The sequence below is a fragment of the Mycolicibacterium monacense genome, assembly GCF_010731575.1.
GTDB classification, from domain to species: Bacteria; Actinomycetota; Actinomycetes; order Mycobacteriales; family Mycobacteriaceae; genus Mycobacterium; species Mycobacterium monacense.
The window spans coordinates 1453389-1477710 of sequence record NZ_AP022617.1 but is presented as its reverse complement, the minus strand read 5'-3'; the positions used below and the strand labels follow the sequence as shown (position 1 = coordinate 1477710).

General features: G+C 69.2%; 26 protein-coding genes. 10 read left to right on the top strand and 16 right to left on the bottom strand.

The genetic code is table 11. The features are described from left to right. Positions 1-455 precede the first annotated feature (455 nt). From lipL to mutA, 4 genes are all read right to left on the bottom strand, one after another. Positions 456-1721 (bottom strand): esterase/beta-lactamase LipL, encoded by a 1266-nt coding sequence (gene lipL / locus G6N49_RS07050; protein WP_041309720.1) that lies wholly within the window; start codon positions 1719-1721, stop codon positions 456-458. Between the two features lie 77 nt (positions 1722-1798). Beyond that, positions 1799-2776 (bottom strand): methylmalonyl Co-A mutase-associated GTPase MeaB, encoded by a 978-nt coding sequence (gene meaB, locus G6N49_RS07045; RefSeq protein ID WP_011560514.1) that lies wholly within the window; start codon positions 2774-2776, stop codon positions 1799-1801. A gap of 1 nt (position 2777) precedes the next feature. Next, positions 2778-5060, bottom strand: a complete 2283-nt coding sequence (scpA, locus tag G6N49_RS07040; protein ID WP_083045079.1) for a methylmalonyl-CoA mutase — start codon at positions 5058-5060, stop codon at positions 2778-2780. Positions 5061-5065: 5 nt separating this feature from the next. Then, positions 5066-6919, bottom strand: coding sequence for a methylmalonyl-CoA mutase small subunit (mutA, locus tag G6N49_RS07035; RefSeq protein WP_179967738.1), 1854 nt, complete (start codon positions 6917-6919; stop codon positions 5066-5068). Positions 6920-7048: 129 nt separating this feature from the next. Here mutA and G6N49_RS07030 point away from each other — a divergent pair, with 129 nt between their 5' ends. Beyond that, positions 7049-7771, top strand: coding sequence for a TVP38/TMEM64 family protein (locus tag G6N49_RS07030; RefSeq protein WP_235679496.1), 723 nt, complete (start codon positions 7049-7051; stop codon positions 7769-7771). On the opposite strand, the gene G6N49_RS07025 is transcribed toward G6N49_RS07030, so the two are convergent. Genes G6N49_RS07025 through G6N49_RS07015 form a run of 3 tightly spaced genes read right to left on the bottom strand, consistent with a single transcriptional unit; the run spans position 7758 to position 9748 of the window. Further along, the gene (locus tag G6N49_RS07025) at positions 7758-8120 is read right to left on the bottom strand and encodes a DoxX family protein (RefSeq protein WP_011856006.1); all 363 of its coding nucleotides are present in this window, start codon (positions 8118-8120) and stop codon (positions 7758-7760) included. The two genes, G6N49_RS07030 and G6N49_RS07025, sit on opposite strands and share 14 nt — an antisense overlap. Next, positions 8117-9295: an SPFH domain-containing protein gene (locus G6N49_RS07020; protein ID WP_011856007.1), complete on the bottom strand. Its 1179-nt coding sequence runs from the start codon at positions 9293-9295 to the stop codon at positions 8117-8119. The genes G6N49_RS07025 and G6N49_RS07020 overlap by 4 nt, the downstream gene beginning before the upstream one ends. Before the next feature lie 18 nt (positions 9296-9313). Continuing rightward, positions 9314-9748, bottom strand: a complete 435-nt coding sequence (locus tag G6N49_RS07015) for an NfeD family protein (RefSeq protein ID WP_011560520.1) — start codon at positions 9746-9748, stop codon at positions 9314-9316. Between the two features lie 59 nt (positions 9749-9807). Here G6N49_RS07015 and G6N49_RS07010 point away from each other — a divergent pair, with 59 nt between their 5' ends. Continuing rightward, positions 9808-10665, top strand: coding sequence for an Rv1486c family protein (locus tag G6N49_RS07010; RefSeq protein WP_011856008.1), 858 nt, complete (start codon positions 9808-9810; stop codon positions 10663-10665). Positions 10666-10674: 9 nt separating this feature from the next. Here G6N49_RS07010 and prcA read toward each other — a convergent pair whose 3' ends face one another. The 5 genes from prcA to arc form a co-directional block, all read right to left on the bottom strand. Next, positions 10675-11427 carry a proteasome subunit alpha gene (gene prcA / locus G6N49_RS07005; protein WP_011560522.1) on the bottom strand — a complete coding sequence of 251 codons (753 nt, stop codon included), beginning with the start codon at positions 11425-11427 and terminating at the stop codon, positions 10675-10677. Beyond that, positions 11424-12338, bottom strand: coding sequence for a proteasome subunit beta (prcB, locus tag G6N49_RS07000; RefSeq protein ID WP_011560523.1), 915 nt, complete (start codon positions 12336-12338; stop codon positions 11424-11426). The genes prcA and prcB overlap by 4 nt, the downstream gene beginning before the upstream one ends. Further along, the gene (locus G6N49_RS06995; RefSeq protein ID WP_011768278.1) at positions 12335-12529 is read right to left on the bottom strand and encodes a ubiquitin-like protein Pup; all 195 of its coding nucleotides are present in this window, start codon (positions 12527-12529) and stop codon (positions 12335-12337) included. The genes prcB and G6N49_RS06995 overlap by 4 nt, the downstream gene beginning before the upstream one ends. Positions 12530-12639: 110 nt before the next feature. Beyond that, positions 12640-14139: a depupylase/deamidase Dop gene (dop, locus tag G6N49_RS06990; RefSeq protein ID WP_041310205.1), complete on the bottom strand. Its 1500-nt coding sequence runs from the start codon at positions 14137-14139 to the stop codon at positions 12640-12642. A gap of 114 nt (positions 14140-14253) precedes the next feature. After that, positions 14254-16101, bottom strand: coding sequence for a proteasome ATPase (gene arc / locus G6N49_RS06985; protein ID WP_011560525.1), 1848 nt, complete (start codon positions 16099-16101; stop codon positions 14254-14256). A 146-nt stretch (positions 16102-16247) separates the two neighbouring features. On the opposite strand from arc, the gene G6N49_RS06980 reads away from it, so the two are divergent. The 3 genes from G6N49_RS06980 to G6N49_RS06970 are packed head-to-tail and all read left to right on the top strand — an operon-like array spanning position 16248 to position 17590. After that, positions 16248-16736 carry an MTB12 family secreted protein gene (locus tag G6N49_RS06980; RefSeq protein WP_085975406.1) on the top strand — a complete coding sequence of 163 codons (489 nt, stop codon included), beginning with the start codon at positions 16248-16250 and terminating at the stop codon, positions 16734-16736. A 26-nt stretch (positions 16737-16762) separates the two neighbouring features. Then, positions 16763-17290 carry a lipoprotein LppK gene (locus tag G6N49_RS06975; protein WP_011560527.1) on the top strand — a complete coding sequence of 176 codons (528 nt, stop codon included), beginning with the start codon at positions 16763-16765 and terminating at the stop codon, positions 17288-17290. Between the two features lie 3 nt (positions 17291-17293). Beyond that, positions 17294-17590, top strand: coding sequence for a DUF503 domain-containing protein (locus G6N49_RS06970; protein WP_011560528.1), 297 nt, complete (start codon positions 17294-17296; stop codon positions 17588-17590). Here the strand turns inward: G6N49_RS06970 and G6N49_RS06965 are convergent. Continuing rightward, a complete protein-coding gene (locus G6N49_RS06965; RefSeq protein WP_011560529.1) occupies positions 17587-18441 on the bottom strand; it encodes a tRNA (adenine-N1)-methyltransferase in 855 nt (284 codons plus the stop codon). The two genes, G6N49_RS06970 and G6N49_RS06965, sit on opposite strands and share 4 nt — an antisense overlap. A gap of 85 nt (positions 18442-18526) precedes the next feature. Between G6N49_RS06965 and G6N49_RS06960 the strand changes: the two genes are divergently transcribed. From G6N49_RS06960 to G6N49_RS06950, 3 genes are read left to right on the top strand one after another with little or no spacing between them, the layout of a single operon-like run. After that, the gene (locus G6N49_RS06960; protein ID WP_011560530.1) at positions 18527-19360 is read left to right on the top strand and encodes a RecB family exonuclease; all 834 of its coding nucleotides are present in this window, start codon (positions 18527-18529) and stop codon (positions 19358-19360) included. Next, on the top strand, positions 19357-20163 hold the full coding sequence (locus tag G6N49_RS06955; protein WP_011856009.1) for a thioesterase family protein: 807 nt from the start codon (positions 19357-19359) through the stop codon (positions 20161-20163). Before G6N49_RS06960 ends, G6N49_RS06955 begins: the two co-directional genes overlap by 4 nt. Beyond that, complete coding sequence (locus G6N49_RS06950; RefSeq protein ID WP_011560532.1) at positions 20160-20675, top strand: DinB family protein; 516 nt, start codon at positions 20160-20162, stop codon at positions 20673-20675. The genes G6N49_RS06955 and G6N49_RS06950 overlap by 4 nt, the downstream gene beginning before the upstream one ends. Here G6N49_RS06950 and G6N49_RS06945 read toward each other — a convergent pair. Next, positions 20608-21360 carry a TetR/AcrR family transcriptional regulator gene (locus G6N49_RS06945; RefSeq protein ID WP_011560533.1) on the bottom strand — a complete coding sequence of 251 codons (753 nt, stop codon included), beginning with the start codon at positions 21358-21360 and terminating at the stop codon, positions 20608-20610. The genes G6N49_RS06950 and G6N49_RS06945 overlap by 68 nt on opposite strands. A gap of 70 nt (positions 21361-21430) precedes the next feature. On the opposite strand from G6N49_RS06945, the gene G6N49_RS06940 reads away from it, so the two are divergent. After that, positions 21431-21805 (top strand): VOC family protein, encoded by a 375-nt coding sequence (locus tag G6N49_RS06940; protein WP_011560534.1) that lies wholly within the window; start codon positions 21431-21433, stop codon positions 21803-21805. Positions 21806-21817: 12 nt separating this feature from the next. Here the strand turns inward: G6N49_RS06940 and G6N49_RS06935 are convergent, their stop codons facing one another. Together G6N49_RS06935 and G6N49_RS06930 are read right to left on the bottom strand one after the other, a co-directional pair. After that, complete coding sequence (locus tag G6N49_RS06935) at positions 21818-23197, bottom strand: FAD-containing oxidoreductase (RefSeq protein ID WP_011560535.1); 1380 nt, start codon at positions 23195-23197, stop codon at positions 21818-21820. 1 nt (position 23198) lies between these two features. Next, positions 23199-23681: a DUF4126 domain-containing protein gene (locus tag G6N49_RS06930; protein ID WP_083045077.1), complete on the bottom strand. Its 483-nt coding sequence runs from the start codon at positions 23679-23681 to the stop codon at positions 23199-23201. 247 nt (positions 23682-23928) lie between these two features. Between G6N49_RS06930 and G6N49_RS06925 the strand changes: the two genes are divergently transcribed. Further along, positions 23929-24315 carry a hypothetical protein gene (locus G6N49_RS06925; protein ID WP_083045076.1) on the top strand — a complete coding sequence of 129 codons (387 nt, stop codon included), beginning with the start codon at positions 23929-23931 and terminating at the stop codon, positions 24313-24315. Positions 24316-24322 lie beyond the last annotated feature (7 nt).

The following is a 24322-nucleotide window of genomic DNA, read 5'->3' as shown; positions in this document are numbered from 1 at the left end:
CAGGTTTTTCGCTACGCAAGAACTCAGCAAACTCCCGCGAGTGACAGATGTGGTTGCTGTAAATCGACGAACGGGGTCAGCGCGCGACCAGTGAGAAGCTCGGCCGCGGTGATGACGATCTTGTTTCAGCAGCGCATGGCGTTTTTGCGTGGTCAACATCACTGCGGTCGGACAGATGGGCCGTGGGCACACCCGGTGTGCTGAATATGTGCGAACGACAAGACTTCCGGACTACGGCAACAGCGGGACGAATAACGATGTTCACGTGATTCAGGCCACCAGCAAAGGCTCAACAGACCCGACACACCAGTGGGACGTCTCGGCGGAAACTGTCACGGCGAAAGCGAATTCACCTGCTGGACAACCATTCCCAGGGACAACAAACGTTGTCACGCGCGGTGGTGAAATACCCCACAAACCGCACCCGCAGGGTGTCTGAGAGGGGGTCGGCGACCCTACCCGGCAACCGGCTTGGGCACCGCGAACGGTGCGCCCAGATCGGGTATGACCTGGAATCCGCGCCGGCGCGCCCGGGCGACGTCGCGCCGGATCAGCACGTTCAGACCCGCGAAGGACCCCATGTCGAGGAGCATCGGGGTGAGCAGTCGGTTGTGCACGAAGCCGATCGCCAGGCCGCTGGACGGGTCGGCCCAGCCGACGGATCCGCCGAGCCCGACGTGGCCGAATCCACGCATCAGCCCGAACGGCAGGCTGTGGTAGCCGAGGTGGAAGGCGAGCGGGATGCCGATGTTGCGGTCGGGCCGCAGATTCGGTCTGCCCGTCAATCCGGCGGCGACCTGCGACGACAGGAACTGTTCACCACCGATGACGCCGCCGTTGGCGATCGCGCCGTACATCCGGGCCAGCCCGCGAGCCGTCGCGACACCGTTGGCCGACGGGATCTCGGCGTCGAGGAACGGGATGTCGCCCTGAACGACCCCCTTCATGCCCGGGAAGTACATCGACCCGAACATCCCGGAGAACTGCAGGGCGGCGACCTTGGGGGCGACGAAGTTAAAGACCGGATTGGCCAGCGTGCTCTGCGGGGCGAGGATCTGCGCGGCCCGGGTGGGCGCGTGGGCCGGCGGGCGGCCCAGATGCAGCCCGTCGGTGTTGAGCGGTCCGGCCAGTTCGGTGCGGATCAGATCGCCCATCCCCTGGCCGGTGACCGCGCGCGCCAGCCCGGAGACCAACCATCCGTAGGTCAGCGCGTGGTAGGCCGGATGGCCGTGGAGCAGCCTGTTGACCGGAGACGCCGCCAGCCGCTGCTCCATCGCGAGGTGGTCGAGCAGATCCTCCTTGCGGACCCCGTTGAGATGCGACAGCCCCGCGCGGTGGCGCATCACGTCACGGACGGTGATCCGCTCCTTGCCGTTGGCGCCGAACTCGGGCCAGAACCGCGCGACCGGCGCGTCGTATTCGAGCAGACCGCGGTCGACGAGGCGGTGGATGACCGTGGCGGCCATCCCCTTGGTCGCCGAGAAGACCATGGCCCCGGTGTCGGCGGTCCAGTACTGCCTGCCGCGCCGGTCCGAGTAGCCGGTCCAGACGTCGACCACCGGCTCCCCGTGCAGGTAGATGCACAGTGCGCCGCCTCCGAACCGGCGACCCGGGAACAGCTGCGAGAAGCCCTGGAGCGTGCACGCGAAGTTACGGTCCGCCGCGCCCTGCACGCCGTGCGGGAGAGCGGTGCCGTCGCCTCGCGCTGAGAGGTTGCTCACAGCTACGAATCTAGCCCGCCGAACCAGCACTTAAACAGAGCGTTATTGAAGCGTTAACGACCAGGTCAGCCACCGCTTCAGTGCGCTGCGTCGAGAATCCGGCGCGCGGCCAGCGCCGGGGTGAGCTCGCCGTCGCGGACCTGCCGTTCCACTTCGGCGCGGATCCGGCGCACCTCGGGATTGTTCAGTACCCGGTCGAGGACCGCGTCACGCACCATCGACCACGTCCACTCGACCTGCTGTGCGCGTCGGCGGTTCTCGAACTGCCCGGCCTCGCGCAGCACGTCGCGGTGTTCGAGCACCTTGTCCCACAGCTCGCGCAGCCCGTCGCCGTGCAGTGCGCTCATGGTCAGCACGGGCGGACGCCACAGCGTCTCGCGCGGGTAGATCAGCCGCAGTGCGGCGGTCAGCTCACGCGCGGCGGATTTCGCCTCGATGGCGTGCTCGCCGTCGGCCTTGTTGACGACGACGATGTCGGCGAGTTCGAGCACGCCCTTCTTGATGCCCTGCAGCTGGTCACCGGTGCGGGCGAGAGTGAGGAACACGAACGTGTCGACCATGTTCGACACCGTGACCTCGGACTGCCCCACCCCGACGGTCTCGACCAGGATGACGTCGTAGCCCGCGGCTTCGAGCAGCACGATGGTCTCGCGGGTGGCCTTGGCGACCCCGCCGAGTGTGCCGGAGGTCGGCGACGGACGGATGTAGGCATCGGGGTGCACGGCGAGTTTCGCCATCCGGGTCTTGTCGCCGAGGATCGAGCCGCCGGTGCGGGTCGAGGACGGATCCACCGCCAGCACGGCCACCCGGTGCCCCTGCTCGATCAGGTACATGCCGAGCGCCTCGATGGTCGTCGACTTCCCCACCCCCGGCACGCCGGTGATGCCCACGTGCATGGCGGAGCCGGCCTGCGGCATCAGCTCCAGCAGCAGCTCCTGGGCCTGCTCGCGGTGGTCGGCGCGCGTCGACTCGACCAGGGTGATCGCCTTCGCCAGCGCCGACCGGTCACCGCTGCGGATCGCTGCGGACAGCTCGGCGACGGTCGGGGCCGCCATGTCAGGCGTTCAGGTCGTAGCCGAGCCGTTCGGCGAGTTTGTGCAGCAGCCCGGTCGCGGCGTCGGCGATCACGGTGCCCGGCGGGAAGATGGCGGCGGCCCCTGCGGCGTAGAGCTCGTCGAAGTCGCCGGGCGGGATGACCCCGCCGACCACCACCATGATGTCGGGCCTGCCGACCGCGGCCAGCGCGTCGCGCAGCGCGGGCACCAGCGTGAGGTGACCGGCGGCCAGCGACGAGACACCGACGACGTGCACGTCGTTGTCGGCGGCCTGCTGGGCGACCTCGTCGGGCGTGGAGAACAACGAACCCACATCGACGTCGAAACCGATGTCGGCGAAGGCCGTCGCGATGACCTTCTGGCCGCGGTCGTGGCCGTCCTGCCCCATCTTGGCGACCAGGATGCGGGGCCGGCGGCCGTCGGCCTCGGCGAACTTCTCCACGAGTTCGGTTGCGGAAGAGATGTTGGTGGCCTTCCCGGCTTCGTCGCGGTAGACGCCGGAGATCGTGCGGATCTCGGCGACGTGGCGGCCGTAGACCTTCTCCAGTGCGTCGGAGATCTCCCCCACGGTCGCCTTGGCGCGGGCGGCGTTGATCGCGAGCGCCAACAGATTGTTGCCCAGCCCGTCCTCCCCGGCTGACCCCTGCGCACCGGCCGCCCGGGTCAGCTCGTCGAGCGCGGCGCGGGTCGCGTCCTCGTCACGGTCGGCGCGCAACTGCTGCAGCTTGGCGAGCTGCTCGGCGCGCACCCGGCTGTTCTCGACCTTGAGCACCTCGATCTCGTGGTCCTCGGTCACCTGGTACTTGTTGACGCCGATGACGGTCTGCGCGCCGGAGTCGATACGGGCCTGGGTGCGGGCCGCGGCCTCCTCGATGCGCAGCTTCGGGATGCCCTCGCTGATCGCCTGCGCCATACCACCATGGGCGACGACCTCACCGATGTGCATCCGGGCGGCGGTGGCCAGCTGGTGGGTCAGCCACTCGACGTAGTACGACCCACCCCATGGGTCGATCGGCCTGGTGGTTCCGGACTCCTGCTGCAGCAGCAGCTGGGTGTTGCGCGCGATGCGGGCCGAGAAGTCGGTTGGCAGCGCGAGCGCCTCGTCGAGGGCGTTGGTGTGCAGCGACTGGGTGTGCCCCTGGGTGGCGGCCATCGCCTCGATGCAGGTGCGGGCGACGTTGTTGAACACGTCCTGTGCGGTCAGCGACCAACCCGAGGTCTGCGAGTGGGTGCGCAGCGACAGCGACTTCTCGTTCTTCGGGTCGAACTCGGCGACCAGTTCGCTCCACAGCAGTCGGCCGGCGCGCAGCTTGGCGACCTCCATGAAGAAGTTCATCCCGATGCCCCAGAAGAAGGACAGTCGCGGCGCGAACTTGTCGATCGAGAGCCCGGCGTCCAGGCCGGCCTTGATGTACTCGACGCCGTCGGCCAGCGTGTAGGCCAGCTCCAGATCGGCCGTCGCCCCGGCCTCCTGGATGTGGTAGCCGGAGATCGAGATCGAGTTGAACTTCGGCATCTTGGTGCTGGTGTAACCGAAGATGTCGCTGATGATCCGCATCGATGCCTTGGGCGGATAGATGTAGGTGTTGCGGACCATGAACTCTTTGAGGATGTCGTTCTGGATGGTCCCCGCCAACTTCTCCGGCCGCACCCCCTGCTCCTCGGCGGCCACGACGTAGAGCGCCAGGATCGGCAGCACCGCGCCGTTCATCGTCATCGACACCGACACCGATGACAGGTCGATGCCGTCGAAGAGCTGGCGCATGTCGAGGATGGAGTCGATGGCCACCCCGGCCATGCCCACGTCGCCCTGCACCCGCGGATGGTCGGAGTCGTAGCCGCGGTGGGTGGCCAGGTCGAAGGCCACCGAGAGGCCCTTCTGGCCCGCGGCCAGGTTGCGGCGGTAGAACGCGTTGGACTCCGCGGCGGTCGAGAAGCCGGCGTACTGGCGGATGGTCCAGGGCTGGTTGACGTACATCGTCGGGTACGGCCCGCGGAGGAACGGCGGTGCGCCCGGGAACGAGTCGAGCGGGTATCCGGCCGAGGCGGCGGCGGCGCGGTCGGCGGCGACGTAGACCGGTTTGACGTCGATGCCCTCCGGCGTCACCCAGTCGAGTTGCTCGGGGGTGTACCCGTGCGCGGCGGCCGCGGCCTCGATGTGTGCGGCGACGGCGGCCTCGGTCGCGGGTGCGCCGGTGCCTTCACCGTGGAGCGGTACGTCGGCGAAGCTCCTTACCCCGGTGGTTTCCGGAGCCGGCTTGCCGGCGACATCGTTGACCGTCATAGCAGTCAGGCCCCCAATCGGGTGAGGAGGTTCGACAGGACCGCGACCGCGTCGATCTTGGCGGTCAGGTAGTCGTCCGGCTTGGGATCCGCCTCGGCGAGGGCCTTCTCGGGGCCGGCCAGATAGACGCGGGTGACACCCGCCTCGCGGGCGGCCGCGACGACGGCGGCGGCGTCGGTGCCGTAGCGGGTGTCGGTGCCGCAGATGACGGCGACCGACGGGTTGCCCGCGGCCGACACCGCCCGGGCCACATCGGCGGCGCCGACAGAGCCCGGGTTGACGGCCTCGATCCCACCGGAGGCGAGCAGGTTGGTGGCGAACGTCGCGCGGATGTTGTGTTCGGCCAGCGGCCCCAGCGGCAGCAGCAGCACCTTCGGGCGCGTGCCGGTGCTCTCCAGAACCGCATCGGAGCGGTCGCGCAGCGCTTCGAACCCGGCCGCGTAGCGGGCGACCGCGGTGAACGCCTCGCCGGGCGGAAGCGCGGGTTCCTCGAGGTTCGGGTATTCGTTCACGCCGGTCAGCGCGGTGCGGCGGTGTGCGATGTCGTCGGCGCGGCGGGCGGCGACGTCGGCGATCTGCTCGGCGATGTGGTCGTGTGCGGCGACGAACCCGCCGCGCGACTCGATGTCCTGGAAGTGTTTCCATGCCTGCTCGGCCAGCTGCGCGGTCAGGTCCTCGACGAACCAGGAACCACCGGCCGGGTCGAGTACCCGGCCGATGTGGGACTCCTCGAGCAGCAGCAGCTGGGTGTTGCGGGCGATGCGGCGTGCGAACGTGCTCGAGGTGCCGGGGAATCCGTTCGGGATCGCCACGTCGAAGGTGTGCACTAGCACGGTGTCCGCGCCTCCGACACCCGCGGAGAACGCCGCGAGTGTCGTGCGCAGCATGTTCACCCACGGATCCCGCCGGGCCATCATCGGCAGCGACGACACCGCGTGGACGGTGGCCGCACCCGCGTCCGCGGCGCCGACGACCTCGCAGACGCGAGCCCACAGCAGCCGGGCGGCCCGCAGCTTGGCGATGGTCATGAACTGGTCGTCGTCGGCGGCGAAGCGGAAGCTGATCTGGCGCACGGCGTCGACGATGTCGAGGCCGCCCTGGTCGAGCAGCCGCAGATACAACACCCCGGCCGCGACGGCACCCGCCAACTCCCATGAGGCGCTCGCCCCGCGGTTGTGCAGCGCGGGCCCGTCGACGGTGATGGCGCGCACATGCCCGCCGTGTCCGGTGACCCCGGCCGCGATGGACACCACGTCGGCCACCTCGGGTGCGGGCCGGTCGCTGAACGGTGCGGTGAGGGGGTCGGCGCCCAGGTCCACCGAAAGTCGTTCGCGCTGTTCGGCGTCCAGATCGGTCAGCAGCGGCAGGAGGGCTGCGGCGGCCGCGGCGTATTCGGTGCCGGCGTCGAGTTGGACCGGGACCAGGTCGAGGAACACCGATTCGAGGAGCCGTCCCAGGTCGGACGGGGCGACGCCGTCGGCGCCGACGCGCAGTACCAGTGCGCTGACGCCTTCGGTGAGGCCGAGCAGTATCGCGCCGTTGGCCTCGTCGGCGCTGCTCGGCACGGCCGGGAAGGTCTCGGCCACCTTCCACCCGGACTTGACGTCACGCAGGGCGTCACCGCCGCGCACGTACGGCCACTGGCCCGGCAGCGGCGGCTCGGGCAACTCGTCGAGGCTGGTGTAGAGAGGGCGGATCGCGAAACCCTCGTAGGTCGGCGAATCGAGCAGCCGGTCGGGTTCGGCGGGCAGGTCGGCGGGGTCCTTGCGGGTGCTTTTCGCCAACACCCCCGCCACTGCGGAGCGCCACTGCTCCAGACCGGACTCGACAGCACTGGCCCCCTGCACAGACACCGGCATCTCCTGTTGTCGCAGCGTGTGACTGACGTATCCGCCATCAGGCTAAATGATGGCGGTCACCGCGCTGCCCGCCGGTCGGCCGACGTGCCGGACCCCGCGCGACGGCATGTGGCCGTAGGCTTGGTGAACGTGAAAGCCGTCGTCAGGACCTTGCAGGCAGTGCAGGCGGTGCGGGCCACGGTGGCCGCCGCCGCCCTGCAGGTTCCCCGTCGGCGCCTCATCGCGATCGCCGCGGCGATTGTGATTCTCGTCGCAGTGGCCTGGTGGGTGCCGATCCCGAACGCGCTGGAGCTGCGGGACTGGGCGACGTCGGTGGGCGCCTGGTTTCCGCTGGTCTTCCTGGCCACCCACATCGTGGTGACGACGCTGCCGTTCCCCCGCACGGCGTTCACCCTCGCCGCCGGTCTGCTGTTCGGCCCGCTGCTCGGCATCGCGATCGCGGTCGCGGCCAGCACCGTCAGCGCGCTGCTGGCGGTGCTGTTCGTCCGCGCACTGGGCTGGCAGCTGAACAACCTGGTCAGCCATCCCGCGGTCGACCGGATCGACGTGCGGTTACGGCGCCGCGGCTGGCCGTCGGTGATCGCTCTGCGGCTGATCCCGGCTGTGCCGTTCGCCGTGCTGAACTACGCGGCGGGTGCGTCGGCGGTGCGCCTGCTCCCCTATTCGCTGGCGACGTTCTTCGGCCTGCTGCCGGGCACGGCGGCGGTTGTGGTCCTCGGCGATGCGCTCACCGGCCGCGTCAACCCACTGCTGGTGCTGATCTCGGCCGCCACCGCGAGCATCGGCGTCTTCGTCCTGCTCTACGAGAACCGCGTACAGCGGCGCAGACCGGCACCGGTCACGGTGTCCTGACGTCGGGACCCTTCACGGTCATCGCGCCAAACAGCACGAGCAGCGACGAGGCCGCGGCCAGACCCGGGCTCCAATCCCTGGCCCGGACGTGGGAACCGGCCGCGAGTACGAAGTAGACCGTCAGCATGAAGGTGGTGATCCGGGCCAGCGGCGGCCAGCCGAACACCGACAGCAGTCCGACCGCGCTGGCGGCCTTGACCACCGGGATGAGCGGTCGAATCTCTTCGGGCAGCCCGACGTCGTCGAGCGCCTTCTTGATCGGCGCGATCGGTTTGACACACGCCGCCGCGTCGGCGGCCTGCATCGCCGCGAGTGCGGCGTAGGTCCGTTTCGAGCCGAGCGCGCTCATTGGTCGGTGACACCGGGGCGGGGTGCGCCCAACTGGCCGGGCGGCTCGGTGGACGACAGCAGCCCGGGACCCTCGATCGGGGTGCGGGCCTCGGCCTCGGCCTTGGCGACCGCCTGCGCGATCGCCGGGTCGGTCTCGGTGGAGAACCAGTCGGCCACTTCCTCGGAGTCGTCCTCCGCCGGTGGCCGTCCCTCGTCGGGCGAGGGGGTGTAGCGGATGACGCCGTCCTCACCGGGCGCCCCCAGCAGCTTGGTGAACCCGCCCAGCGCACCGGCAAAATCGCTTGGCACGACCCAGACCTTGTTGGCCTCACCCCTGGCCATCTCCGGCAGCGTCTGCAGGTACTGGTAGGCCAGCAGTTCGGGGGTCGGCCGGGCCGCCTTGATCGCCGCGAACGTCTTCTCGATCGCCTTGGCCTGCCCCTGGGCCTGCAGGTACGCGGCGGCACGCTCGCCCTGCGCCCGCAGCATGCGCGACTGCCGTTCGGCCTCGGCGGCGAGGATCGCGGCCTGTTTGGCGCCCTCGGCGGACAGGATCTGCGCCTGCTTCTGCCCTTCGGCCTGTTTGATCGCGGCCTCCCGGCTGCCCTCGGCGGTCAGGATCATCGCCCGCTTCTCGCGGTCGGCGCGCATCTGCTTTTCCATCGAGTCCTGGATCGACGGCGGCGGGTCGATCGCGCGCAGTTCGACGCGCGCCACCCGCAGACCCCACCGGTTGGTGGCTTCGTCGAGCACCCCGCGAAGCGCGGTGTTGATCTGGTCGCGCGAGGTGAGCGTCTGTTCCAGCGTCATACCGCCGACGAGGTTGCGCAGCGTGGTGGTGGTGAGTTGCTCGACGCCGACGATGTAGTTGCTGATCTGGTAGACCGCCGCCTGCGGGTTGGTGACCTGGAAGTAGACGACGGTGTCGATGGCGACCGTCAGGTTGTCCTCGGTGATCACCGGCTGCGGCGGGAAGGACACCACCCGCTCACGCAGGTCGACCCGGGCGCGGATCTTGTCGATGAACGGGATCAGCAGCGTGAGTTGGCCGCTTACGGTGCGGCTGTACCGGCCGAGACGCTCGATGACCGCGGCCTCGGCCTGCGGGATCAGCGCGACCGATTTGGCCACCACGACGACGGCGAACACGACCAGCACCAACAGCAGGACCAGGCCGGCGACGGCTCCATCCACGGCAGACTTCCCTTCGGCTCAGGGGTTCTTCCAGACGACCGCGGTGGCGCCGTCGATCCGCATGACGGTCACCTGGTCGCCCGGTTCGTACACATCGTTGTCGTCCAGGGGCCTGGCGGTCCAGACCTCGCCCTCGAGTTTGACCTGACCCGCGTGCTGGGCGACGCGGTCGAGCACGAGCGCGGTCTTGCCCTCCAGCGCCTTGGCCGGTTCCGGCAGCCCGGTCCCGGCGTAGAAGCGTCTGCGCAGCACTGGCCGGACCACTCCCAGCAGCAGCACCGAAACCAGCAGGAACACCACACCGTCGGCCCAGATGGGCCAGTCGAACAGCCAACTGGTCCCGGTCGCCGCCAGCGCCCCACCGGAGAGCATCAGCAGGAACATGTCCCCGGTGAGCGCTTCTGCCCCGGCCAGCACGATCGCGAGGACGAGCCAGATCAGCCAAACGGGCATGACGCCAGCCTAACGCGTGACCGGCCCACACAGCGGCGAACAACTACACTGCGGGCATCATGTGGTGTCCCAGTGCAACGCTGGCGGTGTGGGCCAATTCGTGGCTCGCGGGAACCGCCGCGCCCGATGACGTGCTCGACTCGCTCTCCCATTGGGCGCCAAGGCATTCCGTGACCGCCTACGACTCCGCCGCGGCGGGCCGGACCGGTCTGCCGTGGCCTGATCTCAACGGCACCGGCGCGGTGTCGCTGCTGCAGACGCTGCGCACCGCCGCCGGTCCCGCACCGTCGGGACCGTCGGTCTCGGTCGCCCTGCCGGTCCCCGGCGATGTGCGCGGACTGCCCGCGGGCACCCAGTTCCAGCGCGATGCGATCGCCGTCGGCGAGGCCCTCATCGTCACCGACCCGCACCTCCCGTCGACCGCCGTGGGTCTGGTCCCGGATTTCGAGTTCGACGACGACAGCGACGATCCCGAGTTCGACCCGGAGGTGTCGGCGCTGTCGTGGACGGTCTACTCGGCCCCCGCGACACCGCCCGCCCCGCACATCGACCTCGGCGAGGCCGAGTACGAACTGCGTTCGGCGGTGCGGGCGGCCGCCGAGGCCCTCACCGCACTGCGCGCCGGTATGGCCGGCGCCGACGTCGACGATCCGCGGGGTCTGGTCGAACAGGTGCTGGAGTCGGGGCGCGGCCACCGCCTGCCCGACCACGCACCGAATCGCGCCGAACGGGTGCTGGAGAACGCCGCCCACGTCGACGCGATCATCACGGTGAGTTCGGGACTCATGCCGATCGGCCTGCAGAGTTCCTCAGAGGTGCAGATCGCCAGCGATGCGCTGCGCCCCCTGGTGGGTGTGGTGCGGACGGCGCGGATCGCCGCGCTCACCGCGATCCTGCACTCCGCCTGGCGGCGCTGACGCCGCCGGTTACTCGGCGGGCTTGTCCGCCGCGCCGGCATCCGCCGACGCCTCCGCATCCCGCTGCGGCAGAAGCGCTTCGAGTGCGGATCCGGTGATCCGGCGAAACGCCCGCCGGGGCCGGTTGGCGTCCAGGATCGCCACTTCCAGAGTCGACGGGCCGAGCGTGCGTCGCTCGGCCCCGTTACCGCCGGACTCGAGGGCGTCGACCGCGATACGCACCGCGTCGGCGAGTTCGGCGTTCTCGGTGTAGGAGTCGTTGAGTTTGGCGATGATCGGCTCGGTGGCGCCGCCCATCACCACGAAGTGGGGTTCGTCGGCGATCGACCCGTCGTAGGTGATCCGGTAGAGCTCCGGCGCTTTGGATTCGCCGAAATGCGCGACCTCGGCCACACACAGCTCCACCTCGTAGGGTTTGGCCTGTTCGGTGAAGATCGTGCCGAGCGTCTGCGCGTAGACATTGGCCAGCTGTCGGCCGGTCACGTCGCGGCGCGAATACGCATACCCCTGGGTGTCGGCGAACCGGATACCGCCGCTGCGCAAGTTGTTGAACTCGTTGAAGCGCCCGACCGCGGCGAAGCCGACGCGGTCGTACAGTTCACTGACCTTCTGAAGTGACCGCGACGGGTTCTCCGCGACGAACAGGACCCCGTCTGCGTAGGCCAGCGCGACCACGCTGCGGCCCCTGGCGATTCCCTTGCGGGCGAGCTCGGAACGCTCGCGCATCGCCTGCTCGGGCGAGATGAAATACGGGAAACTCACGAATCTGTACCTCGCGGCGCATGCGCGTCAGGGCCGAAAGTGTCGGCGCGGGAACGGTTTTGAATGACTTCGCGGGCCAGTCCGGCGATCCGCTCCTGGGTGACCTCTTCGGCCCCGTCGGCGGTGATCAGCACCGCGGTCGGGAAGATGCCGCGCACCAGATCCGGTCCGCCGGTGGCCGAATCGTCATCGGCGGCGTCGTAGAGCGCCTCGACCGCCACCCGCAGCGCCGAGTCGGCATCGGTCACCTGGTGGTAGAGCTTCTTCATCGACGACTTGGCGAAGATGGAGCCCGATCCGACCGACTGGAAACCCTCTTCTTCGAGATTGTGTCCACCCGCGGCGTCGAACGACACGATGCGCCCGGCGGCCTGCGGGTCGGGGTCGTCGAGGTCGAAGCCGGCCAGCAGCGGCAGGGCCACGAAACCCTGCAGCGCCGCACCGAGATTGCCGCGCACCATGGTGGCGAGCCGGTTGACCTTGCCCGCGAACGTCAGCGCGACGCCTTCGAGCTTCTCGTAGTGTTCGAGTTCCACCGCGTACAGGCGGGCGAACTCCACCGCGATGGCGGCGGTGCCCGCAATGCCGGTCGCCGTGTAGTCGTCGGTGATGTAGACCTTCTGCACGTCGCGGCTGGCGATCATGTTGCCCTGGGTGGCGCGCCGGTCACCGGCCATCACCACGCCGCCGGGGAACTTCAGCGCGACGATCGTGGTGCCGTGCGGCACCGCGTCGGTGGGGGTCAGCGAGGCGTCGCCGCGGAACGGCAACAGGTGGGGCGCCTGACGGCGCAGCATGTCGGAGAAGGACGACAAGTCCATGGGTACGGAGGGAACCCCTCGGGTCGTGGAGTGGGACGAATGTCGGGAAAGGTCAGGAAAGGCCAGCTGCTCGAAGTGCGGCCAGGTCACTGTCCGCCCTTTTGGACGTAAGCGCGCACGAAGTCCTCGGCGTTCTCCTCGAGGACGTCGTCGATCTCGTCCAGCAGGTCGTCGGTCTCCTCGGCGAGCTTCTCGCGACGTTCCTGCCCGGCACCTGCGCCGCCGGAGAGGTCGTCGTCCTCGCCGCCGCCACCGCCACGCTTGGTCTGCTCCTGCGCCATCGCCGCCTCCTGCACTTGTCATCGACGGGCTCACAGCCACCCGCCGGTTCCTCCACACTACCGGTCGACGCCCGAAATGCCCGGGATAGCCGGGCGTTGGGGATGGACGCCTATGTGGCGGTGAGCTGCTCGACGAGCTGGACGGCGCTGTCGACCGAGTCGAGCAGTGCCCCGACGTGCGCCTTGCTGCCGCGCAGCGGTTCCAGCGTCGGGATCCGCACCAGCGAATCGCCGCCCAGGTCGAAGATGACCGAGTCCCAACTGGCCGCGGCGATGTCGGCGCCGAAGCGGCGCAGGCACTCACCGCGGAAGTAGGCACGGGTGTCGGTGGGCGGGCTGTCGACGGCGTCGAGCACCTGCTGTTCGGTGACCAGACGCTTCATCGACCCGCGGGCGACCAGTCGGTTGTACAGCCCCTTGTCGAGTCGGACATCGGAGTACTGCAGATCCACCAGGTGCAGCCGGGGCGCCGACCACCCCAGGTTCTCCCGGTGCCGGAACCCTTCGAGCAGCCGCAGTTTGGCCGGCCAGTCGAGGATCTCGGCGCACTCCATCGGGTCGCGCTCGAGGAGGTCCAGCACCTCGGCCCACGTCTCGACGACGTGCGCGGCCCGCGGATCCGGGTCGCGGCTGTCCACCAGCTTGGCCACCCGGTCGAGGTAGATGCGCTGCAGCGCCAGTGCGGTCAGCTCACGGCCGTCGGCCATCGCGACCGTCGCCCGCAGCGACGGATCCCGGCTGATCACGTGCACGGCGTGAACCGGGCGGGCCAGCGCGAGGTCCGACAGATCCATTCCCTCCTCGATGAGGTCGAGGACCAGGGAGGTGGCACCGAGCTTGAGATAGGTCGACGTCTCGGCGAGGTTGGCGTCGCCGATGATGACGTGCAGGCGCCGGTACTTGTCGGCGTCGGCGTGCGGTTCGTCGCGGGTGTTGATGATGCCGCGTTTGAGCGTGGTCTCCAGCCCGACCTCGACCTCGATGTAGTCGGCGCGCTGGGACAGCTGGAATCCGGGTTCGTCACCCGAGGGCCCGATACCGACGCGGCCCGATCCGGTGACCACCTGGCGTGACACCAGGAACGGGGTCAGACCCGCGATCACCGCCGAGAACGGGGTCTGCCGGCTCATCAGGTAGTTCTCGTGTGACCCGTAGGAGGCGCCCTTGCCGTCCACGTTGTTCTTGTACAGCTGCAGCTTGGCCGCACCCGGCACGCTCGCGACGTGGCGCGCCGCGGCCTCCATCACCCGCTCCCCGGCCTTGTCCCAGATCACCGCGTCCAGCGGATCGGTGCACTCGGGTGCGGAGTACTCGGGGTGTGCGTGGTCGACGTAGAGCCGTGCGCCGTTGGTCAGGATCATGTTGGCCGCGCCCACCTCGTCGGCGTCGACCACCGGCGGCGGGCCGGAGGCACGGCTCAGGTCGAACCCGCGGGCGTCGCGCAGTGGCGACTCCACCTCGTAGTCCCACCGGGTGCGCTTGGCGCGCTGGATGCCGGCCGCGGCGGCGTAGGCCAGCACTGCCTGCGTCGACGTCAGAATCGGGTTGGCGGTCGGATCGGACGGTGAGGAGATACCGTATTCGACCTCGGTTCCGATGATCCGCTGCATGACCTCAGCGTAGGTGACGCGGATCGGGGCGGGGCGGGCAGCGGTGCCGGGCACCCCTGAAACGGGAAGCGGCCCGCCACCGGAATCCGGTGACGGGCCGCCGACGGTCGAACGCTACAGGTACTGGCCGAGATTCGACTCGGTGTCGATCGCCCGGTTCGCGCTGCTGCTCTTGCCGGTGACCAGCGTGCGGATGTAGACGATCCGCTCGCCCTTCTTGCCCGAGATCCGCGCCCAGTCATCCGGGTTGGTGGTGTTGGGCAGGTCCTCGTTCTCGGCGAACTCGTCGACGATCGAGTCGAGCAGATGCTGGATGCGCAGACCCTTCTGCCCGGTCTCGAGCACCGACTTGATCGCGTACTTCTTGGCCCGGTCGACGACGTTCTGGATCATCGCGCCCGAGTTGAAGTCCTTGAAGTACATGACCTCTTTGTCGCCGTTGGCGTAGGTGACCTCGAGGAAGCGGTTGTCGTCGATCTCGGCGTACATCCGGTCGACGACCTTCTCGATCATCGCCTTGATCGTCAGCGACCGGTCGCCGCCAAACTCGGCCAGATCGTCCTCGTTGACCGGCAGTTCCTCGGTGAGGTACTTGCTGAAGATGTCCTGTGCCGCTTCGGCATCCGGCCGCTCGATCTTGATCTTCACGTCCAGGCGGCCGGGCCGCAGGATCGCCGGGTCGATCATGTCCTCGCGGTTGGAGGCGCCGATCACGATGACGTTCTCCAGACCCTCGACGCCGTCGATCTCGCTGAGCAGCTGCGGGACCACCGTCGTCTCGACGTCCGAACTGACGCCGGTGCCGCGGGTCCGGAAGATCGAGTCCATCTCGTCGAAGAACACGATCACCGGGGTGCCCTCGGAGGCCTTCTCACGCGCCCGCTGGAAGATCAGCCGGATGTGGCGCTCGGTCTCGCCGACGAACTTGTTGAGCAGCTCGGGGCCCTTGATGTTGAGGAAGTAGCTCTTCGCCTCGCGGGCGTCGTCGCCGCGCACCTCGGCCATCTTCTTGGCCAGTGAGTTCGCCACCGCCTTGGCGATCAGCGTCTTACCGCAGCCGGGCGGACCGTAGAGCAGCACACCCTTGGGCGGGCGCAGCGAGTACTCCCGGTAGAGGTCCTTGTGCAGGAACGGCAGCTCGACGGCGTCGCGGATCTGCTCGATCTGCCGCGTCAGGCCGCCGATGTCGCTGTAGCTGACGTCGGGCACCTCTTCGAGGACCAGATCCTCGACCTCGGCCTTCGGGATTCGCTCGAACGCGTAACCGGCCTTGGTGTCGACGAGCAGCGAGTCGCCCGGGCGCAGCCGGCGGGGCCGGTCATCGTCGAGTTCGGGGCCGGCCACCTCGTTGTCGGGCAGGTGCTCGACCGACACCAGCGGCTCGGCCAGCCAGACGATGCGCTCCTCGTCGGCGTGGCCGACCACCAGCGCCCGGTGCCCGTCAGAGAGGATCTCGCGCAGGGTGCTGATCTCGCCGACGGCCTCGAAGGTGCCCGCCTCGACCACGGTGAGCGCCTCGTTGAGGCGGACGGTCTGACCTTGTTTGAGCGCCTTGACGTCGATGTTGGGTGAGCAGGTCAGCCGCATCTTGCGCCCGGAGGTGAACACGTCGACCGTGTCGTCCTCGTGGGAGGCCAGCAGGACGCCGTAACCGCTCGGGGGCTGCCCCAGCCGGTCGACCTCTTCGCGCAGCGCGAGCAGTTGCTGGCGGGCCTCCTTGAGCGTGTCCATCAGCTTGGCGTTGCGCGCGGCGAGCGAATCGATGCGCGCTTCGAGCTGGTGGACGTCACGGGCGCTGCGCAGACCGCTCTGCGGGCCTACCGCGTTCTCGAGCTGCTCGCGAAGGGCTGCCGCCTCGCGGCGCAGCTCCTCCAGCTCCGCGGCGTCCTCACTGGACAGGCCGGACTCATGGGGTGTCGTGAAACCGTCTTCTCTGGCTTCGTGACGCTGTGACTCACTCATGTTGCGCCCCTTTCCCACACCGAATAGTGGTGCAGTAACAACTTCAACGCTACCGGCGATTCAGACTTTGTGTGCGGCGTAGGGATTCGACACACCCGCAGCACTGTTAACCTCGGATTCGAGCTAGACAGATCGAAAGGACAGCCGTGACCCTGAAAACCCTCGTAACCGGCGTTGCAGCAGCAGCTGTAGTAGCTGGTGGAGCGGCAGGTGTGACCTCCATTGCATCGAATACGGTGGCCTCCCCCGCCGTGTCGCCCGTCGTGTTCGGCGTACCGATGCCGCAGGTCCCGGCGCCCGACCTGGCGGGTCCGCTGACCCAGACGCTGCAGGCCCTCGCCGGGCCGGGCTCGTTCCGCGGCAAGGCGCCCTTCATCCAGGGCGGCATCGGTCGCTTCGAGGCGATCACCGCTGACCGCGCGTACAGCAACGCCGCTGCGCAGGGCAAGTTCCCGCTGAGCTTCAGCATCGCCAACGTCGACCAGAACGGCGGCGTGGCCACGGCCGACGTCACCGCGACCGCGGCCACCGGCGGCACCGCCACGCAGAACATCGTGTTCGTCGCCGGCCCCAGCCCGAGCGGCTGGCAGGTGTCGAAGGGCTCGGCCCTGAACCTGCTCTCGGCGGTCGGCTGAGCCGTCCGTCGGTGCCGCAACGCACCATGACCGCAGACGTCCGAAGCGCCGTCACCCTCGTGGTGGCGGCGTTCGGCCTTTCCCTGGGTCTCAGCGGGTGCGGCAGCGACAATCCGCCGGCTCCGCCGCCGTCGCCGGTCGCGTCCAGCCCGGCCGCGCCACCGGCGCCTCCGGTCCCGGCACCGCTGCCACCACCGAGCGCGCTGACCGACGTGCTGTACCGGCTGGCCGACCCGAACGTGCCGGGCGCCGAGAAACTCGTCCTGATCGAGGATTCCGGGCCCGGCGATGCGGCGGCGCTCGACCGCTTCGGCAAGGCGTTGGCCGACAACGGCTATCACCCGATGACCTTCGACGCCGCCGACCTGGCGTGGACGGCGAGCGGTGTCGATGTGGTGGCCACCGTGATCGCCCGGACGCCGCCGGGCCGCACGGGGGGCGACTTCACGTTCCCGATGGAGTTCGCCAGGACCCCCGACGGCGGCTGGCAGCTCACCCGCGACAGCGCCGACACGCTGCTCGAGGTGGACGCCGGCCAGAGCCCGCCGCGCTGAGCCATGTGGATCGGGTGGCTCGAATTCGACCTGCTGCTCGGTGACGTGCGCTCCCTCAAACAGAAGCGGTCGGTGATCCGGCCGGTGATCGCCGAGCTGCAGCGCCGGTTCACCGTCTCGGCGGCCGAGACCGGCGCCCAGGAACTGCATCGGCGCGCCGGCATCGGGCTGGCGGTCGTGGCCGCCGACCGCGCGCACGTGGTGGACGTGCTGGACGCCGCCGAGCGACTTGTCGCCGCCCGCCCGGAGATGGAGTTGCTCTCGGCGCGCCGCGGTCTGCGGCGCAGCGACGACGATTAGTCCGAGGGTTCGGCGGGTGGCGCGGCGAGTTGCCGCTTGCGGCGCAACGGGATCGGGGCGATGGCTCCCGGCGCCAGCCGGCGGGCACTGATGAGGAACGCGGTGTGGCCGCGCATGGTGTGCTGGGGGCGCACGGCCAGGCCGACGACGTACCAGCCGCGCTGCATGCTCTCCCACGCGCGCGGCTCGGTCCAGCACTGCTGTTGCCGAAGCGCCTCCACCGCCCGCGACAGCTGGGTCACGGTCGCGACGTAGATCATCAGCACGCCGCCCGGCACGAGGTTGCGTGAGACGGTGTCGAGCACCTCCCACGGCGCCAGCATGTCGAGCACGACGCGGTCGACCTCACCACCGTTGTAATCGTTGAGGTCGGCGATGACGAGGTCCCAGTTGGCCGGCCGTTCCCCGAAGAACGTCTCGACGTTGCGGGCGGCGTGTACGGCGTGGTCGTCGCGCACCTCGTAGGACGTCACCCGGCCCTGGGGTCCGACCGCGCGCAGCAGCGAGCACGTGAGCGCACCGGAGCCGGCGCCCGCCTCGAGCACGCGGGCGCCGGGGAAGATGTCGCCCTCGTGGACGATCTGCGCGGCGTCCTTGGGATAGATGACCTGCGCGCCGCGCGGCATCGACATCACGTAATCCACGAGCAGTGGCCGAAGCACCAGGAACTGGTCACCGCTGGTGGACTTGACGACGCTGCCCTCGGGCAGGCCGATGACGCTGTCGAGCGCGATCATGCCGCGGTGGGTGTGGAATTCACCGCCCGGTGTGAGCAGCATCGTGTAGTGCCGCCCCTTGGCGTCGGTGAGTTGGACGCGGTCTCCGACGGCGAACGGACCGGTTCTGGGCATAGTCGCTCAGCCTGCCAGTCGGCGCGCCGCAACGGGTCCGCGGGGTTGCGCAGATCTGTCGGGGGGCCGTCCTAGGCTGCAGAGCATGAGCGAACAGGCCGCGCCGGTCCGGCGTCCCGCGCTGTCGCCGTCGCGCGCCGCCGACTTCAAGCAATGCCCCCTGCTGTACCGCTTCCGCGCGATCGACCGGCTGCCCGAGCCGCAGTCCACCGCGCAACTGCGCGGATCGGTGGTGCACGCCGCGCTCGAGCAGCTGTACGCGCTGCCCGCGGCGGACCGCGGCCCCGATACGGCGCTGACCCTCGTCGCGCCAGCCTGGGACCGGGTGATCGCCGAACGGCCCGAAGCCGCCGAGGACATCGAGCCCGCGGTGCGCGAGGCGCTGCTGGGCGAGGCCCGCGCGCTGTTGGCGGGTTACTACCGCCTGGAGGATCCGACGCGGTTCGACCCGCAGTGCTGCGAACAACATGTCGAGGTCGAGCTCGACGACGGCACCCTGCTGCGCGGATTCGTCGACCGTATCGACGTCGCACCGACCGGCGAACTGCGGGTGGTCGACTACAAGACCGGCAAGGCGCCGCCGGAGGCACGGGCGCTGGCCGAGGCGAAGGCGCTGTTCCAGATGAAGTTCTACGCGGTGGCGCTGCTGCGCTCCCGCGGGGTGCTGCCCACCCGGCTGCGGCTGCTCTACCTCGCCGACAGTCAGGTACTGGACTATTCGCCCGATCTCGAGGAGCTCGTCCGGTTCGAGCGCACCCTGACCGCGATCTGGCGGGCGATCCTGGCGGCCGGCGCCACCGGCGATTTCCGGCCGAAGCCGTCGAAGCTGTGCGATTGGTGCTCGCACCGCGCGCTGTGCCCGGAGTTCGGCGGCACGCCGCCGCCCTACCCCGGTTGGCCGGAGATGCCGGCAGCGTGATCGGGCACCTCTACCACCGGTTGCCCGACGACCCGTCCGCCGGCGAAGGCCTGGCTGCGTTCGAATCGACCGCCGACACCCGCAGCAACTGGGATCCGACGATCCAACACGGGTCACCGCCGTTGGCGTTGCTCACCCGGGCCGTCGAGGATCTGGCGGCCGGCAGCGGATTGCGCGTCGGCCGGCTCGCTCTCGACATCCTCGGCGCGATTCCGGTGGCACCGGTGCTCGTGCGATCGGAGGTGCTGCGTCCCGGGACCCGGATCTCCCTCATGGCGGCCGAGATGCTCGCGTCCCGACCCGACGGCAGCCACCGCGCCGTAGCGCGGGTCACGGCGTGGCTGCTCGCGCCCAGCGACACCGCCGACGCCGTCACCGATCGCTACCCACCGCTGGCCGAAGGCGAGGTGACGGGCGTGGCGCACGCATGGGAGGGTGCGCCCGGCTATCTGGAAACGGTCAACTGGCGCCGCCAAGCCGACGACGGCAACTCCGCGGTGGCCTGGCTGACCCCGCTCGTGCCGCTCATCGACAACGAGCCGACGACGGCGCTGCAGCGGCTGGCGATGGTGGTCGACTCGGCCAACGGCATCGGCGCGGCGCTGGATCCGACCGAGTTCATGTTCATGAACACCGACACCGTCGTGCATCTGCACCGCCTGCCCGAGGGTTCGGATTTCGGTCTGCGCACCCGAGGGTCGATCGGTCCCGACGGTGTCGGTGTCACGACCGCCGAGCTCTTCGACCGCCGCGGGTTCATCGGGGCCTCCGCCCAGACGCTGCTGGTGCAGCGGCAACGATGACCGCCCTCGTCGGGCAGTTCGATCTGGCGTGGGCATTGGCTGAACTGCACCTGTCCGCGCTCGTCGACGACGACTTCCTCTGGGAGCCCGTCGAAGTCGTGTGGACGGTCCGGCCGGACGGCGCCGGAACGTGGCGACCCGACTGGTCCGACGTGGAGCCCGATCCGATACCCGTGCCCACGATCGGCTGGTTGACGTGGCACATCACCTGGTGGTGGTCGGTGACGCTGGCCCACCTCGACGGTGTCGAACCACCCGCGCGCACCGACGTCACGTGGCCCGGCGGCGCCGCGGCAGTGTCTCGGATCCGCGAGCTGGCCGCCCGCTGGCGCGCCACCGTCGAATCCCTCACCGCAACGGACCTCGAGCGCAACTCGGCCTTTCCTTGGGGCACCGACCGCGGGCGCACCGTGGCGGACTCGGTGCTGTGGCTGCATGTGGAACTCACGAAGAACGCCGCGGAGATCGGACAGCTTCGGATGCTGCGGGCGGTGTCGCGGCCAACCCGTTGAGCAGAACGTTCAACCCGAACGCCAGCGCGGCTTCGGCGTCGTGGGCGGCACCGTGGGCCGCACCGGCGGCCGCGCCGATTCGCGAGGCCAACGGGTATCGTTCGGCGACGCCGAGTGCGGCCAGCCGCGCGCCCTCGCGCGCCCACCATTGCCCCGGCGACTCCTGCTCGCGTTCCCGGCGGGCGTGCGCCAGCGCGCGTGCGCAGGAGCGGGCGAAGTCGAGCACCAACGTCAGCGCGGCGTCCTTGTCGGCGTCGCCGAGCGGCAGTGAGTCCACCGCGCCGAGTTCGCGGTCGTATTTGGCGAGGGTTCCAGGACCCAGGACGGCCCGTTCCGATTCGAGGTCGGCGAGCCACGGGTGCTCATCGAACAGCCGCATGTTGTCCGCGACGACGGTGGCCAGCCGGGCCCGCCAGTCCCCGGCCGGATCGGTGAACTGCATTGCGGCCCGGCAGTGATCGACCATCAGCTCGAGCAGTTGTTCGCGGTTGCGCACATAGGAGTACAGCGTCATCACCGGCACCTCGAGTGCGTCGGCGACGTCACGCAGCGTGAAGCGCAGCCCGAGCCGGTCGGCAACCGCGATCGCAGCGGTCACGACCTGATCGGCAGTGAAGCGCGGTGGGCGGCCGCGGCGCGAAGGCAGGGGTCTGTCGTGCCGCCACAGCAGGTCGATGGTGTCCATGTGCCCCTCGCTTGATTTCCCGTACAGAATACGGATACTCGATCTCGTACAGCATACGAGAAAGGCACCCATGAACGTCACCGCTACGGCGATCTCACTCAACGTCCCCGATCCGCAGGCTTCGGCCGACTTCCTCACCCGGCACGTCGGCTACACCGTGGCCATGCAGGACGACGGGTTCATCTCGCTGGAACGCGAGGGCGGGCCGAACGTGGTCTACCTGCGCACCGGACTGCCGACGTTCAAACCGGCCCACCGAGCCGGCAGTGCGGGCGACGGCCTGCTGCTGGCCTTCGTGGTGGACGACGTCGACGCCGCGTTCGACGCGGTGCGCACCGGCGGAGCGACCGTCGTCACAGCCCCGGAGACCGAACCGTGGGGTGAGCGGTACTGCCAGTTCGAGGACCCCAACGGCATCATCGTGCAGTTCGTCCAGTGGGTGTGAGGACGGCCGGCGTCACGTCAGCGGTTTGAGGTCCTGCAACAGCGTCGGCACCAGTTCGCTGACGGTCGGGTGGATGTGCATGGTGCGGGAGATGGCCGTGTAGGGCTTCTTGGCCGTCATGATGTCGAGGATCGCGTGCACGACCTCATCCCCTCCGACACCGAGGATGGCCGCCCCGAGGATCTCCTCGGTGTCGGCGTCGACCACGACCTTCATGAAGCCCTGGGTCTCGCCTTTCTCGACGGCGCGGCCGACGCGCGTCATGGGTCGCTTGCCGACCAGCGCTTTGCGCCCGGACTTGCGGACCTGCTCGGCAGTCATTCCGGCGCGCCCGAGCGGCGGGTCGATGTAGAGCGCGTAGGTGGTGACGCGGTCGCTGACGCGCCGTGGGTCGTCGTCGAGCAGGTTCGCCGCGACAATCTCGAAATCGTTGTACGAGGTGTGGGTGAACGCACCTTTGCCGTTGCAGTCCCCCATGGCCCAGATGTGGTCGGCGGTGGTGCGCAGCTGGTCGTCGACGACGACGTAACCGCGCTCGTCGGTCTGCACACCGGCGGCGTCGAGTCCGAGGTCGTCGGTGTTGGGCTGCCTACCGACCGCGATCAGCAAATGGCTGCCGGCGATCGGGGCGGCGCCGTCGCGCGGGACGACATCGAATCCGTTGTCGCGCTTGGTAAATCGGATGTCCTTGGCGTCGAGGACGATGTCGATGCCCTCGGCTTCGAGGATGTCCTTGATCGCCGCCGAGACGTCCTCGTCTTCGCGGGAGGTCAGTCGCGGACCGTGTTCGAGCACCGTCACCCGGGCGCCGAAGCGGCGGTACATCTGAGCGAACTCCAGCGCGATGTAGCTGCCGCCGACGATGACCAGGTGCTCGGGCAGGGTGTCGAGGTCGAGGATGCCCACGTTGGTGAGGTAGTCGATGTCCGAGAGCCCGGGCAGATCCGGGGCGACGGCGCGGCCGCCGACGTTGAGGTAGATGCGGTCGGCCTTGAGCACCTGGTCGTCGACCCGCACGGTGTGTGGATCCTCGAACCGGGCGTGCCCGCGGATGAACGTGCACCCGTCCATCCCCTGCAGCCACGACTCGACACCCTCGCGGTCGCCGAGCATGATCTTGTCCTTGCGGGCCTTGACCTTCGCCATGTCGACGGTCACGTCACCGGTGCCGACACCGTATTCGGCGCCCCGCCGCGCCAGGTGCGCCGCGTGTGCGCTGGCGACAAGCGTTTTGGTGGGGATGCACCCGTAGTTCACGCAGGTGCCGCCGACGAGTTTGCGTTCGATGACGGCAACCGTCTGCCCGGCCTCGGTCAGCCGTCCGGCCAGCGGCGGTCCGGCCTGCCCTGCACCGATGATGATTGCATCGAATGTCGTTGGCTCCGTGTCCATCTCACACCACCGAGGCGAGCCATGCGATGGCGAATCCGCCGACCACGGCGACCACGTCCTCGAGTAGCGCGATCGGTAGGTCGCGACCGCGGTTGGCGGCGACCAGACGCCTGCGGGCCTCGTAGCCTCCCGGCGTGCCGAGGACGGCCCCGATGACCCCTGCGCCCAGCCCGCCGAACGTGTAACCCCATGCGGTACCGATCACCGCACCGGCGAACCCGCCCGAGACCAGCCGGGGTATGAACTGCATCGCCGTCTTGCGGCTCGGGGTCTTGGGCAGCTGGTCGGTGACGAGTTCACCCACCGCGAGGACGCTGAACACGGCGACCGTGATCGGGTGGGCCAGCCACTGTGCCCATGTTCCGTCCAGGACGATCCAGCCCAGCATCGCCGCCCACGCGACGGCTGCGGGGGCGGTGAACGTCCGCAGTCCGGCGACCACACCGATCAGCAGCGCGAGGAGCAGGACAAGGGCATGCGTCATGGCAACCTCCGGCCGACGGTGAAGTCTTCCGGACGCTAGCACGCAACCCTGCTTCTCACCGGGCAACGGCGCGGGGACGCTGGGCGATCCGGGCGATAGGCGGCCGGGCACCGAGGTCGACCAGTTCCGTCAGCAGGTCACCACCCTGACGTCGAACAACGTCACCAACAACAACTCGACCATCAGCCAGAACACCATCAACCAGAACACGACGGTCATCCAGAACACTGTCGTCCGGTCGAACATCGTGCAGTACTCCCCGCAGTGGGTGCAGTACGACAACTACTACCGGCCGCGCATCCGCAACCCGTACCGCAACCCGCTTCGCGTGGTCTATTACTACGAGGGTGCACCGCGCGCCTACAACTTCACCGCGATGGTCCTCGACGCAGTGGGCGCGGCGACCAACGTCGCGGTCGGAAGCTTCTTCGGCGGTGGATACTTCCCCGGTCTCGACTCCCCCGCCCAGGCTCCGCTGCCCGGCGACTATCCGCTAGAGCTCGTCAGCGACGAAGCCTCCGGGTTGAGCGTGCGGGACAAGTTCCTGATCGGACTCGCCGGGACACTGGGCGCGTTGGCGCTCGCCGCCGTGGGACTCAGCGTGCATCTCAGCCGGCGCCGTCCGCGCGTCTGAGCGGCGG

Excerpts from the sequence above, each read along its gene's own strand:
- scpA (WP_083045079.1), bottom strand. The coding sequence starts at position 5,060 with ATGACGGTCAACGATGTCGCCGGCAAGCCGGCTCCGGAAACCACCGGG.
- G6N49_RS06935 (WP_011560535.1), bottom strand. The coding sequence starts at position 23,197 with ATGGACACGGAGCCAACGACATTCGATGCAATCATCATCGGTGCAGGG.
- G6N49_RS07015 (WP_011560520.1), bottom strand. The coding sequence starts at position 9,748 with ATGCCCGTTTGGCTGATCTGGCTCGTCCTCGCGATCGTGCTGGCCGGG.
- G6N49_RS07010 (WP_011856008.1), top strand. The coding sequence starts at position 9,808 with ATGTGGTGTCCCAGTGCAACGCTGGCGGTGTGGGCCAATTCGTGGCTC.
- arc (WP_011560525.1), bottom strand. The coding sequence starts at position 16,101 with ATGAGTGAGTCACAGCGTCACGAAGCCAGAGAAGACGGTTTCACGACA.
- meaB (WP_011560514.1), bottom strand. The coding sequence starts at position 2,776 with ATGGCGGCCCCGACCGTCGCCGAGCTGTCCGCAGCGATCCGCAGCGGT.
- G6N49_RS06995 (WP_011768278.1), bottom strand. The coding sequence starts at position 12,529 with ATGGCGCAGGAGCAGACCAAGCGTGGCGGTGGCGGCGGCGAGGACGAC.
- dop (WP_041310205.1), bottom strand. The coding sequence starts at position 14,139 with ATGCAGCGGATCATCGGAACCGAGGTCGAATACGGTATCTCCTCACCG.
- G6N49_RS06975 (WP_011560527.1), top strand. The coding sequence starts at position 16,763 with ATGACCGCAGACGTCCGAAGCGCCGTCACCCTCGTGGTGGCGGCGTTC.
- G6N49_RS06945 (WP_011560533.1), bottom strand. The coding sequence starts at position 21,360 with ATGGACACCATCGACCTGCTGTGGCGGCACGACAGACCCCTGCCTTCG.
- G6N49_RS06960 (WP_011560530.1), top strand. The coding sequence starts at position 18,527 with ATGAGCGAACAGGCCGCGCCGGTCCGGCGTCCCGCGCTGTCGCCGTCG.
- G6N49_RS06950 (WP_011560532.1), top strand. The coding sequence starts at position 20,160 with ATGACCGCCCTCGTCGGGCAGTTCGATCTGGCGTGGGCATTGGCTGAA.
- G6N49_RS06930 (WP_083045077.1), bottom strand. The coding sequence starts at position 23,681 with ATGACGCATGCCCTTGTCCTGCTCCTCGCGCTGCTGATCGGTGTGGTC.
- G6N49_RS07025 (WP_011856006.1), bottom strand. The coding sequence starts at position 8,120 with ATGAGCGCGCTCGGCTCGAAACGGACCTACGCCGCACTCGCGGCGATG.
- G6N49_RS06940 (WP_011560534.1), top strand. The coding sequence starts at position 21,431 with ATGAACGTCACCGCTACGGCGATCTCACTCAACGTCCCCGATCCGCAG.
- G6N49_RS06970 (WP_011560528.1), top strand. The coding sequence starts at position 17,294 with ATGTGGATCGGGTGGCTCGAATTCGACCTGCTGCTCGGTGACGTGCGC.
- G6N49_RS06965 (WP_011560529.1), bottom strand. The coding sequence starts at position 18,441 with ATGCCCAGAACCGGTCCGTTCGCCGTCGGAGACCGCGTCCAACTCACC.
- mutA (WP_179967738.1), bottom strand. The coding sequence starts at position 6,919 with ATGCCGGTGTCTGTGCAGGGGGCCAGTGCTGTCGAGTCCGGTCTGGAG.